Source organism: Labrys sp. 22185, from assembly GCF_052045555.1.
Classification (GTDB): domain Bacteria; phylum Pseudomonadota; class Alphaproteobacteria; order Rhizobiales; family Labraceae; genus Labrys; species Labrys neptuniae.
This window is the reverse complement of record NZ_JBQEPH010000069.1, coordinates 1-10,914: the sequence shown is the minus strand read 5'-3', so window position 1 is coordinate 10,914 and position 10,914 is coordinate 1. Positions and strand designations below refer to the sequence as shown.

The 10,914-nt window shown below is 59.0% G+C and carries 12 protein-coding genes and 2 pseudogenes; 3 read left to right on the top strand and 11 right to left on the bottom strand.

The window, feature by feature from the left end; all coding sequences use genetic code 11:
* Window positions 1-171: 171 nt before the first annotated feature.
* Window positions 172-612: pseudogene (locus ACTJKX_RS36955) on the top strand (transposase family protein); the annotation flags it as partial.
* Between the two features lie 459 nt (window positions 613-1,071).
* Here ACTJKX_RS36955 and ACTJKX_RS36950 read toward each other — a convergent pair.
* From ACTJKX_RS36950 to ACTJKX_RS36920, 7 genes are all read right to left on the bottom strand, one after another.
* Window positions 1,072-1,419, bottom strand: coding sequence for a hypothetical protein (locus tag ACTJKX_RS36950; protein WP_394315133.1), 348 nt, complete (start codon window positions 1,417-1,419; stop codon window positions 1,072-1,074).
* 56 nt (window positions 1,420-1,475) lie between these two features.
* Window positions 1,476-1,931, bottom strand: coding sequence for an Hsp20 family protein (locus ACTJKX_RS36945; protein WP_440728366.1), 456 nt, complete (start codon window positions 1,929-1,931; stop codon window positions 1,476-1,478).
* Window positions 1,932-2,161: 230 nt separating this feature from the next.
* Window positions 2,162-2,596 (bottom strand): hypothetical protein, encoded by a 435-nt coding sequence (locus ACTJKX_RS36940; protein ID WP_440728365.1) that lies wholly within the window; start codon window positions 2,594-2,596, stop codon window positions 2,162-2,164.
* Window positions 2,597-2,703: 107 nt separating this feature from the next.
* Window positions 2,704-2,934 carry a hypothetical protein gene (locus tag ACTJKX_RS36935; protein ID WP_394315130.1) on the bottom strand — a complete coding sequence of 77 codons (231 nt, stop codon included), beginning with the start codon at window positions 2,932-2,934 and terminating at the stop codon, window positions 2,704-2,706.
* A gap of 10 nt (window positions 2,935-2,944) precedes the next feature.
* A complete protein-coding gene (locus ACTJKX_RS36930) occupies window positions 2,945-3,577 on the bottom strand; it encodes a DUF982 domain-containing protein (protein WP_440728364.1) in 633 nt (210 codons plus the stop codon).
* A gap of 96 nt (window positions 3,578-3,673) precedes the next feature.
* Window positions 3,674-4,183, bottom strand: coding sequence for an Hsp20/alpha crystallin family protein (locus ACTJKX_RS36925; RefSeq protein ID WP_440728367.1), 510 nt, complete (start codon window positions 4,181-4,183; stop codon window positions 3,674-3,676).
* A 97-nt stretch (window positions 4,184-4,280) separates the two neighbouring features.
* Window positions 4,281-4,757 carry an Hsp20 family protein gene (locus ACTJKX_RS36920; protein ID WP_394315128.1) on the bottom strand — a complete coding sequence of 159 codons (477 nt, stop codon included), beginning with the start codon at window positions 4,755-4,757 and terminating at the stop codon, window positions 4,281-4,283.
* A gap of 423 nt (window positions 4,758-5,180) precedes the next feature.
* On the opposite strand from ACTJKX_RS36920, the gene groES reads away from it, so the two are divergent.
* Together groES and groL are read left to right on the top strand one after the other, a co-directional pair.
* On the top strand, window positions 5,181-5,495 hold the full coding sequence (groES, locus tag ACTJKX_RS36915) for a co-chaperone GroES (protein WP_440728363.1): 315 nt from the start codon (window positions 5,181-5,183) through the stop codon (window positions 5,493-5,495).
* A gap of 55 nt (window positions 5,496-5,550) precedes the next feature.
* Window positions 5,551-7,179, top strand: a complete 1,629-nt coding sequence (gene groL / locus ACTJKX_RS36910) for a chaperonin GroEL (RefSeq protein WP_440728362.1) — start codon at window positions 5,551-5,553, stop codon at window positions 7,177-7,179.
* Window positions 7,180-7,322: 143 nt separating this feature from the next.
* On the opposite strand, the pseudogene ACTJKX_RS36905 reads toward groL, so the two are convergent.
* The 4 genes and pseudogenes from ACTJKX_RS36905 to ACTJKX_RS36890 all read right to left on the bottom strand — a co-directional run.
* Window positions 7,323-8,046: pseudogene (locus ACTJKX_RS36905) on the bottom strand (IS6 family transposase).
* Between the two features lie 181 nt (window positions 8,047-8,227).
* The gene (locus ACTJKX_RS36900; protein WP_440728361.1) at window positions 8,228-8,944 is read right to left on the bottom strand and encodes a response regulator transcription factor; all 717 of its coding nucleotides are present in this window, start codon (window positions 8,942-8,944) and stop codon (window positions 8,228-8,230) included.
* Window positions 8,945-9,248: 304 nt separating this feature from the next.
* Window positions 9,249-10,181, bottom strand: coding sequence for an electron transfer flavoprotein subunit alpha/FixB family protein (locus ACTJKX_RS36895; RefSeq protein WP_440728360.1), 933 nt, complete (start codon window positions 10,179-10,181; stop codon window positions 9,249-9,251).
* A 19-nt stretch (window positions 10,182-10,200) separates the two neighbouring features.
* Window positions 10,201-10,914: electron transfer flavoprotein subunit beta/FixA family protein (locus tag ACTJKX_RS36890; RefSeq protein WP_440726608.1), on the bottom strand; the 714-nt coding region annotated here is incomplete at its 5' end.

The following is a 10,914-nucleotide window of genomic DNA, read 5'->3' as shown; positions in this document are numbered from 1 at the left end:
AATGGCGGCCTTTGAACACGCAGAGCTCCTCAAGAAATCGAAGAGGTCCTCATGCCAAAGACAGGTTGCCATTTGGTTTGCGACAAAGCCGCTTCGAACATGGGTCAATTCTCGGCTCTGACTCACATCTGCTGCTGTGATGCTTTAGCTGATTCATCGGAGGATCAGCGGATGCACCATCGGTTTCAGCGTGCGAGCCTCGCGCCGGACGGCTTCGCAGTGAATTCAATCAAGATTGCTGGTGAGAGCGTCCATATCCTTTTGCAATCACGCTCTCCCACGGGAGCTTGTCCCGACTGCGGACGACAGAGCCGACGTGTTCAAAGCCGATACCTGCGCCGGCCTGCGGACCTGCCACTGGGCGGACGGCGCGTAGAATTGAAGATTGTGGCGCGTCGCTTTTGGTGCGACGCCGTCCTGTGCGGTCGCCGCATCTTCTGCGAACAGTTCGATGAGGGCGTGCTGGCTCGTTACAGTCGCCGTACTCAGCGGCTCGATACGATCGTCCACCATCTTGGTCTGGCGCTCGGCGGCAGACCTGCGGCAGCGTTCGCGTCTCGACTGATGATGCCTGTGAGTAACGACACCCTGTTGCGGGTGGTTCGTCGACGCGTCGTCGCACAGAACGATGAGTGGACTGCCCCTATCGCGGTAGACAGGCCCTATGCTGGAATCTCGCAAATCTGCGGTGATATCGAGCGAGCGCATTGCCCACTCTGAATCGAACGCGAGCTCGGCCTCGACGTAACAATCGTCGATCGCTGCTGCGGCATCGGTCTGGCGCATGTCGCAGCGATTCACCGTGCCGGCTAACCGATGGTCGATTGCGGCAGACCAAGAGAGCTCAGGCGAGGGAGCGAGACGTTTCGGTTCTGATGCAGCCAGCCAAGGCATTGCCGCTTCAACTCGGCGTCCAGCAGAAAACGAACTGGTTTGCCGAAATGGCCACTGTTCATAGTCTACCTCTGTGTCACTGCCTGAGCCTGGCCAATACTTCAATGCGCCACCAGCTGCACGAGTACTGGTCAGCTGCTCGGCTTATATCCGTTCCGATGAAGCCTCACCGAGACTTCACTGCAAGGACGGACTACCCCCCTCCGATGAATGTCGACCACCGGCCGCTCGGCGCCGGCGCGCCGTCCGATCGTAGCGGGACATACTATTCGGCCGATCGCTGTCCAGTGCGCGAAGCGCATCCATGATCTCATCGAAGGGGACAACGCGCCCTTTGCGGATCTCCCGAAGGCTCGGAGTCGCCTCCAAAGCGCAGGCGTCCGAAGCCCATGCTGCCAGGATTGCCCGCTTTTCGTTCAACGTCAGATCCGGATCGGCAATGATGTCCCTTGGATGATCGAAGGCCGATCCGGGATTAAGAAGTTGGGAAACATCGAATTCGTTTCGTCGTGTTCGCTTTTCCATGACAGTATTCTCCGTAGACGGAGGGCGACAAATTAGCACCCCTCTAGTCACAGCATTCAAGCTGCCTTGGCTGGCCTACCCCGATCGGCGACTTCAGCGGAACTGATCTCAATGCCGCGGGGCTTCATGGCCTCCGGTATCCGCCGCGTCAGATCGATTTGCAGCAAGCCGTTTTCGAACCTTGCGCTGTCGACCTCGACATAATCGGCCAGATTGAAGCGACGTTCGAAGGGCGCGGCCGATATGCCGTGATAGATGTAAGCTGCGCCATTTTTGGTCTCCGACTTGCGTCCGACTATGATCAAAAGATTTTGTTGTGTCGTGACAGCTATATCGCTCGCTTTAAAGCCAGCGACGGCCAGGCTGATCCGGAAACTGTCTTCGCCGGTCCGGATGATGTCATAGGGGGGATAGCCTTCGACTGTCTCCCTGGTGCCTGCATTCAGCAGGTCGAACAGGCGATCGAACCCAATCGCCGATCGGGCAAAAGGTGTGAAGTCGTAAGTTCTCATAGCCACATCCTCGTGAAAGCAACATGGTTATAAGCAGCACGCCAGACGCCGCTGACGTCTGCATCAGGCCCATATTGGGCACCCGACGGGCAACGAGATGGTAAGAATGACATCCCTTTCAAGGGAGCCGGAAGAAAAAATTCTCACGCACACCCTTGCCCCGACATCGGTCTCCATTTCTGCACTCATCATGGCTGCCATCAGTTATGATCGATCAGCATTGTGCGCTCTCAATCCGTTTCGTGCTGAAATGTTTGAAGGACTGCCGCCAGTCTGGCTCGCACCTCGGTATTGGCCGCGGCTTGTACTGCGGCGCCGGATTCGGACGTTGCGCGAACCATGTACTCACCATTGCTTGCCTGCAGCGCATCGATTTTCCATTTTGGCCTGCCCCATGCCCTCAGCTTTTCGACGGCATCGAGGGACGAGGTTAGCATCGGAATAAAGGTCGGTGTTTCCACCTTCGTCGGTGAATCATAAAGCATGATGATCGTCGACGATGGATGCGCTCTGACATTGGTGTATTCAACCAGGGCATCCGGAACATACTGTAGCGCCGCCGCTATTTCGCAATCCAACCTGGGATCACGCCCCTCGCTCTGTTTGACTCGTTGAACCAGGTCCTCAAGTTTCGTTTTGTCGATCAGCGAGCTTGCTTCGTTCATTTTGCTCCCACCTTCCTCAAGGGAGTAACGACTTGGAAAAGGATGCGCCGTTTTCTCGGCTTGACGGATCCGACAAATCCCACAGCCGCTCAGCCGCAAAATCGGCGCTAGTGCTGCTGCTGACCGCGATGCCGCTCAGACACGCGTTCTAAGCGTGAGGCTGGAAACCAGGGCTCTATTTTGCCGTCTGGACGTCGCAGATCCACATTTCCCTCGGGATCGTTGCCAGGGCCGAAATGCAAAGCGATCACTTCGTAAGTTGTTTCGGCGCTGAACATTTCTGACAAAGACGACACTGCGTCCGATTTGACGCGAACGACATCACCTATGTTCACCATATTCTCCTCCTTACGCGTGTTCAGAAGTATACCGAGACGAAAGGCTCGAGTTCTGACCGGTTGTCCCACGAGCCGTTCTGAACCTTTCCTTGTCTTCGGGCTCAACCACCTTGTTCACATTGAAGCCAGCTTCCGATCGCAGGCTGTTGTTGCTTGTGGGGCGGCCGCAAAGCTCTCTTAGCTTCAGAGTGGTCAGATCGCGTGAAAACTCTCGCAGAGGTGCCGAGCTCGCGCCGGCCATTGTCCCAGTCGCAAACCAGGCGTGCCCTTTTTTGCCGGTCTGGCTTATGCGTTCCCCGGCCAGGTCGGGATTTTTGTGGGCAAATAGTCGGATCTGGTTAGACGTCGTGCGGTCGGACATCTTGACCGTCGGCCCGATGCCTTCGCTTTCGCTGAATTCTTCGAGATGCGACATTCCCGCTTCGGCCAGGGCTCCAGCAAAGGCCTGGCGGCAGTCATCGGCATTCATCCGACCGAGGGCAGCAAGATAACATGCGTTGCGCGCGGCCAGATATGCCGGACCTCTTGCTTGCGGCCAGTGATGCAAGAGAAAATAGGAAGCTTCGGCTGCGTTGGAAATCCGCTGCAGCAAGTTTGGGCGAAGCATGAAGACGACGGGTCTTTCAAATGATGCTTTGCTCATTGCCAGACTTGAACCAAGCTAAGTTCAGAGCAAATCCGCTCCTTCCTGTTGATCGGCGGGGCGGCAGTCATGCTCATACCGCCGCCCCTGCGCTACTCAGCTCTTAACCTCAATCCGCTTGACCTGCGTTTGCGCCTTCGCGGTCTTGGGTAGCGTAATGGTCAGCACACCATTCTTGAATCGTGCACTGACCTTGTCTTCCTCGACCTCGAGGCCAACGGGGATACGCCGCTCGAACTGACCGTAGAAACGCTCGGAGAATTGCCTTTCCCTATCCTCGGTCTCCGAATGCTTCTCACCCTTCAATGTCAGCACGCCCTCGCTCAGGAAGACTTCGACATCCTTTTCCGACAGCCCCGGCACTTCGGCGGTTACCTTGATCTCCTTGTCGTTGTCGGAAATCTCCACGCTGGGCCAACCCGCCCCGGAAGCACCTAATCTGCCGAAAGCCGGCGACCGGGTGTCAAAGCCACGAAAGGCGTCGTCGAACAGCTTGTTCACCTCCCGGTGCAGTGACAGGAACGGATCGCGGTCGCCGTCGCGAAAAAGGGCCGGCAGTTGATCACCATTGCTGCGACCCCAGGGAATCAGATCACGAACACTCATCATCTGTCTCCTCTGTGTTCATTCGATTGCCAAAAGCTTGCATAAGCGCCGGACGTCTTGGTCCGGCGCCTTGCTCGAACCGTCTTGCCTGGCCGCCTTAGGCCGCGTGCTTCCCGGCTGGGATCTTCGTAACTTCGGCCTTGGGCGGAACGCCGTAGTCGGCGATTTCAATCCTGCGCGGCTTCATCTCTTCTGGAAGGTCGCGCTTGAGATCAATCGTCAGCAGGCCCTTGTCAAGATTTGCGCCAACGACCTTGATGTGATCAGCCAACTCGAAGCGTTGCGCAAAGGCACGTCCGGCAATGCCGCGATGCAGGTACTGGCCTGCGTCCTCGTTTGCCTTCTGGCCTGACACGATCAAGACGTTGCGCTCTTGGGTGATGCCCAGTTCGTCTTGCGAGAATCCGGCTACTGCCATGGTGATGCGGTAGTCGTCCTCGCCTGTCTTGGTGATGTCGTAGGGTGGCCAGTTATTGGCCGTCTCGATACGGCTCGTCGCTTCGAGCGCGCTCAGCATCCGGTCAAAACCGATGCTCGACCGGAAAAACGGTGTAAAGTCGAGAGTGGTTCTCATAGCCACATCCTCCTAAAAGCAACATGGATACAAGGTTGGTTCCAAGCTCCCGCACTGCCGTGGAGCGGGAGCGCCGGCCCCTCAATGGCGACCGGCAACCACGAGTTAGTCCACGCTCGTGGCATTTCAAGAGGCTCGCCGCAGCAATTTTTGCGGTATGCGCGAATGCTGGTTCCTGTCGTGTCCGAGCGCTAATTTTCACGTGACGGAAAGCGATCATCTTTCCTATTATGGCAGTGCGATCAATGGGTTATCACTCGTCGCATTCGGCTGCTAAAAAATTTTCAATGACTCTCTTGAAATCAAAAAGGCCTTCAACCAACTGATTTTGCGCGCGACGCCGCCTGGGTCGCGCGCCCCGCTCCGGTCGCCGGATCGGAGCGGTGGAACACTCAAAATTGTTTGTCCTCGAAGGAGAACGATATGACGTTCCGTCCATTGCATGACCGTGTCCTGATCCGCCGCATCGAAGCCGACGAAAAGACGGCTGGCGGTATCATCATTCCCGATACGGCCAAGGAGAAGCCGCAGCAGGGTGAGGTCGTCGCGGTCGGCCCTGGCGCGCGGGATCAAGCCGGCAAGCTGGTCGAACTCGACGTGAAAGTCGGAGACCGCATTTTGTTCGGCAAATGGTCGGGCACCGAGATCAAGATCGACGGTGACGATCTTCTCATCATGAAGGAAAGCGATGTGCTGGGCGTGATCGAGAACGCCGGCGTCGTGAAGAAGGCCGCCTGATGGCTTCTTCATCCCATCACAGTCTTCGATAGCTGCCTATTGCAGGAGAGATCCAATGGCTGCCAAGGAAGTCAAATTCTCCACTGACGCACGTGAGAAAATGCTGCGCGGCGTCGACATTCTCGCCAATGCCGTCAAGGTCACGCTCGGCCCGAAGGGCCGCAATGTGGTGATCGAAAAATCGTTCGGAGCGCCCCGCATCACCAAGGACGGCGTCACCGTCGCCAAGGAAATCGAGCTTTCGGACAAGTTCGAGAACATGGGCGCCCAGATGGTGCGCGAAGTTGCCTCCAAGACCAGCGATCTGGCCGGCGACGGCACCACCACGGCGACCGTTCTCGCCCAGGCCATCGTGAAGGAAGGCGCCAAGGCGGTAGCCTCGGGTATCAATCCCATGGACCTCAAGCGCGGCATCGACAAGGCCGTCGAGGCGGTCGTCGCCGAACTGAAGGCCAACGCGCAGAAGATCACCAGGAACGACGAAATCGCCCAGGTAGGCACGATCTCGGCCAATGGCGACACCGAGATCGGCCGCTTCCTGGCCGAAGCGATGCAGAAGGTCGGCAATGAAGGCGTCATCACCGTCGAGGAGGCCAAGACCGCCGAGACAGAGCTCGAAGTGGTCGAGGGCATGCAGTTCGACCGCGGCTATCTTTCGCCTTACTTCGTGACCAACCAGGAGAAGATGCGCGTCGAGCTTGAAGATCCCTACATCCTCATCCACGAGAAGAAGCTGGGCAACCTTCAGGCCCTGTTGCCGATCCTGGAAGCGGTCGTGCAGTCGGGCAAGCCCCTGGCCATCATCGCGGAAGACGTGGAGGGCGAGGCCTTGGCGACGCTGGTGGTGAACAAGCTACGCGGCGGTCTGAAGGTTGCGGCGGTTAAGGCTCCGGGTTTTGGCGACCGGCGCAAGGCCATGCTGGAGGACATCGCCATCCTTACCGGCGGGACGGTGATCAGCGAGGATCTCGGCATTAAGCTGGAGAACGTGACCCTCGAGATGCTCGGCCGTGCCAAGAAGGTGGTGATCGAGAAGGAAAACACCACCATCGTCGACGGTGCGGGCGGCAGGAACGACATCGACGGGCGCGTTGCCCAGATCAGGGCCCAGATCGAGGAAACGACCTCGGACTATGACCGCGAAAAGCTGCAGGAGCGGCTGGCCAAGCTCGCGGGCGGCGTCGCGGTCATCCGCGTTGGCGGCGCCACGGAAGTCGAGGTCAAGGAACGCAAGGATCGTGTGGACGATGCCATGCATGCGACCCGGGCGGCCGTCGAAGAAGGCATTCTTCCGGGCGGCGGTGTGGCTTTGCTGCGGGCATCCAAGGCCCTCGACGCGCTCATGCCCGACAATGCCGACCAGAAATACGGCATCGACATCGTCCGCCGGGCCATTGAGGCGCCGATACGTCAGATCGCCGAAAATGCCGGCTGGGAAGGTTCGCTCATCGTCGGTAAGCTGAGGGAGAGCGCCGAATACGCCCATGGCTGGAACGCTCAGACCGGAGAATATGGCAATCTTTTCGAGCAAGGGGTGATCGATCCTGCCAAAGTCGTTCGCACGGCTCTGCAGGATGCGGCCTCGGTTGCCGGCCTGCTTGTGACCACCGAGGCCATGGTGGCCGAAAAACCGAAGAAAGAGGCAACTCCTGCCATGCCTGCTGGTGCTGGCATGGACTTTTAGGCGGCAGGCCACTTCCTGAACGGGGGAGTGGCCCCTAACGCCGGTGCAGCACCCAGCGCTGCCGGGAGGCGGAGATGAGGGGAAAGGATTCTAATCTACTGAGCCAAACAAACGGGACATGACCGGGATGTTCTATCGCAAACTCAGAGTATCGACGCGAAAATCACTATCGTTGGTCGGTCACGAGGCGGGGATTTGAACTGCTCGGAAAGCGAAGGGGTGGGATTGTAGGCGTATCCTGCCTGACGTTTGCGCATCATGTGAACCATCTCGATACCGGAGAGGATTGTCGCTGTGCAGACGATTGACTTGAACCCGAGCGTGGGTCGAGCCCGGCGCTTGATGCGCCGGTGATACTGCTCGATGCGGTTGTTCATGTATTGCTTTGCCGGATGCGTATCGGCTTCAGTGGCCGTTGCGATCGATCCCGTAGCCGGTTCTCACCGTCGCAGGCAATGATTGCCTCGCGGTTCGTCTGGCTGCCGTCAATGATAATGCGTTCCGGACGCCCATGGCGCTCCAGGGCTTTACGGATGAAGCGTTTTGCAGCATGCAGGCCACGGTCCTCGCTGGAGAAGAAATCAACCGTGTCGCCGACGCTGTCGATGGCGCGGTAAAGATACATCCAGCGACCGCGGACCTCGATGTAGGTCTCGTCGATGTGCCACCTGTCGATGACGGCGCGGTTGAAGCGTCCAGCAGCAACGGCTAGAAGTGGACGACCCAGCGGTGGATCGTCGAAGGGGCGATGCCGATACCGCGCTCAGCCATCATTTCTTTCAAATCCCGCAGGCTCAAGCCATCGGCAAGATGCCAGCGCACGCACAGCAGGATCACTGATCGATCGAATTGACGGTCTTTGAACATGATGAGATCTCCAGAAAACGGAGAGGCTTTCATGCCGACAGGCGATTAGCGAAACGATTGCAACAGAACCAATCGAACTCTATCCCAAGGAGTAGAGGCCGTGATCGTCGCTGTCCTAAAAGTCGAGCGGAAACGGGCGATGGAATCGGGTTTGATCGTCAATGGAATCAAACATCTACGCCTAATCAGGAAAGACAAATCCGTGGCCACGGATGGCATGCAGGGGCAAATCCATATTCGCCTTTTTGGCTCTTTGACGCAGGCGGCTTACGATGGTGTCAAGATTTGCATAGTCAAAGTCATAGATGTCTGCGCCCATGGCTTCGATGAGAGCACTCCGCTCGACAGTGTTGCCGCGCTCACGGAACAAGCGCCCTAGGAGGCGCTGCTCGGAGACGGTCAGACGCAGGCGGTGGCCCATGCCATCGGTAAGTATCCAGCCGCCTTGCACCAGAGCCCATTGCGGGGATCGAGGGAGAGCGGGCGTCCTATGATGGTAGTTGAGCCGGTTATTGAGCGCCGCAATCGAGGCAGCCAATTCTCGGACATCAATGGGTTTAATCAGGCAGACATCAGCACCGTTCTGGAGGCCGGCGACCCTGTCCTCTATTGCCCCCCGGCCGGTCGCCATGATGATTCCGACCGATTGCGAGGACCGCAAATGAGCGGCAATGGACAGGCCGTCTTCGCCCTGCAAGCCAATGTCGAGGATCACGATCTGCGATGGCTTGGCCGCATAAGCTCTATAAAGGGCTTCAGCGTTGTGAAATCCGTGTACGTTCAAGCCTAGTCTGGATAGGCCTGCTACCATTTCTTCGCGGAAATCCTCGTCATCATCAACAAGATAAACGAGGGGAGTGAGTGCGACATCGCTTTGCTCAGCCTTTCTTTCGAACATCTGCTATCCCCTAGGGCACATCTCCGTAATGTCTATTTTTGTGAGGCCGCGACTTTGCTTGCTCCTGTGAGCGATGCCGCAAGCCTTCATCACCGCGGTCAACGGCGGCTCGGGCACAAAGAATGGGGAATCCGTTCGCGCTTGAGTTTTCGGAAGGCGGTCGTAGCACATGCATCAGCTTCACACATGTGGAACACACTCTTCGCCAGATACACGTTGATCGTGATCGCCCTTCCGTGGATGTTTCCCTCATGCTGGAGAGGCGCTGGAGTTAGACCTAATTGTCACGGCGTGTCGCTCCTCTCTAGCATTCGAGAGCCTGCTTGAGTTCTGGCAAGGCGGTGTAGAGATCGGCGACCAGGCCGTAATCGGCGACCTGGAAGATCGGGGCCTCTTCGTCCTTGTTGATGGCGACGATGACCTTGCTGTCCTTCATACCTGCCAGATGCTGGATGGCGCCGGAGATGCCGACGGCGATGTAGAGGTCGGGCGCGACCACCTTGCCGGTCTGGCCGACCTGCCAGTCATTGGGGGCATAGCCCGCATCGACCGCGGCGCGCGAGGCCCCCATGGCGGCGCCGAGCTTGTCGGCCACCGGTTCGATATAGGTGGCGAAGTTCTCGCGGTTGGCCATGGCCCGCCCGCCCGAGATGATGATCTTGGCCGAGGCCAGTTCCGGACGGTCGGACTTGGCCAGTTCCTCGCCCTTGAAGGTCGACAGGCCCGGATCGGCCGCGGCCGCTGCCGGTTCCACCACCGCCGAACCGCCTTCGCCGGTGGCGGCGAAGGAGGCGGTGCGCACGGTGATCACCTTCTTGGCGTCGACCGAGGTCACGGTCTGGATGGCGTTGCCGGCATAGATCGGCCGCTCGAACGTATCGGACGAGACGACCTTGACGATGTCGGAGATCTGCATGACGTCGAGCAGGGCGGCGACGCGCGGCAGCACGTTCTTCCAGGCCGCCGTCGAGGGCGCCACGATGGCGTCATAGCCGCCGGCCAGGCTGACGATCAGGGCCGCCGTCGGCTCGGCCAGGCGATGCTCATAGGCGGCATCGGCCACCAGGACCTTTTCGACGCCCTGCAGCTTGGCGGCCTGTTCGGCGGCAGCCTGGGCGTTGGCGCCGGCCACCAGCACATGCACCGGGCCACCGAGTTCCTTGGCGGCGGTGAGGGCACGGTTGGTGACGTCCTTGAGGCCGGTGGCGTCGATCTCGGCGATGAGAAGAGTGGTCATGATATCAATCCTCCTGCGCTCAGATGACGCCGGCTTCGTTCTTGAGCTTGTCGACCAGCTCGGCCACCGAGGCGACCTTCTTGCCGGCCTGGCGCGCCGGCGGCTCCACCGTCTTCACCACGGTCAGGCGCGGGGCGATGTCGACGCCCAGCGCCTCCGGGCTGGTCTCGTCGATCGGCTTCTTCTTGGCCTTCATGATGTTGGGCAGCGAAGCATAGCGCGGTTCGTTGAGGCGCAGATCCGTGGTGATGATCGCCGGCAGGTTGAGCGCAACCGTCTGCAGGCCGCCATCGACCTCTCTGACAACGTCGATCTTGTCGCCGCCGACCTCGAGCTTGGAGGCAAAGGTGCCCTGCGGCCAGCCCAGCAGCGCCGCCAGCATCTGGCCGGTGGCGTTCATGTCGTCGTCGATGGCCTGCTTGCCCAGGATGACCAGGCCCGGGTTCTCGTTGCCGATCACCGCCTTCAGGAGCTTGGCCACCGCCAGGGGCTCGACGGTGGCATCGGTCTTGATCAGGATGCCGCGGTCGGCACCCATGGCCAGGCCCGAGCGCAGCGTCTCGGCCGCCTGGGCCGGGCCGATCGAAACCACCACCACTTCGCTCGCCTTGCCGGCTTCCTTCAGACGCAGCGCTTCCTCCACGCCGATCTCGTCGAAGGGGTTCATCGACATCTTGACATTGTTGAGATCGACACCCGAACCATCGGCCTTGACGCGGATCTTCACATTGTA

Bases quoted from the DNA above. Each gene is read 5' to 3' on its own strand.
- ACTJKX_RS36950 (WP_394315133.1), bottom strand. From the start codon at position 1,419: ATGGAAAAGCGAACACGACGAAACGAATTCGATGTTTCCCAACTTCTT.
- ACTJKX_RS36945 (WP_440728366.1), bottom strand. From the start codon at position 1,931: ATGAGAACTTACGACTTCACACCTTTTGCCCGATCGGCGATTGGGTTC.
- ACTJKX_RS36940 (WP_440728365.1), bottom strand. From the start codon at position 2,596: ATGAACGAAGCAAGCTCGCTGATCGACAAAACGAAACTTGAGGACCTG.
- ACTJKX_RS36935 (WP_394315130.1), bottom strand. From the start codon at position 2,934: ATGGTGAACATAGGTGATGTCGTTCGCGTCAAATCGGACGCAGTGTCG.
- ACTJKX_RS36930 (WP_440728364.1), bottom strand. From the start codon at position 3,577: ATGAGCAAAGCATCATTTGAAAGACCCGTCGTCTTCATGCTTCGCCCA.
- ACTJKX_RS36925 (WP_440728367.1), bottom strand. From the start codon at position 4,183: ATGAGTGTTCGTGATCTGATTCCCTGGGGTCGCAGCAATGGTGATCAA.
- ACTJKX_RS36920 (WP_394315128.1), bottom strand. From the start codon at position 4,757: ATGAGAACCACTCTCGACTTTACACCGTTTTTCCGGTCGAGCATCGGT.
- groES (WP_440728363.1), top strand. From the start codon at position 5,181: ATGACGTTCCGTCCATTGCATGACCGTGTCCTGATCCGCCGCATCGAA.
- groL (WP_440728362.1), top strand. From the start codon at position 5,551: ATGGCTGCCAAGGAAGTCAAATTCTCCACTGACGCACGTGAGAAAATG.
- ACTJKX_RS36900 (WP_440728361.1), bottom strand. From the start codon at position 8,944: ATGTTCGAAAGAAAGGCTGAGCAAAGCGATGTCGCACTCACTCCCCTC.
- ACTJKX_RS36895 (WP_440728360.1), bottom strand. From the start codon at position 10,181: ATGACCACTCTTCTCATCGCCGAGATCGACGCCACCGGCCTCAAGGAC.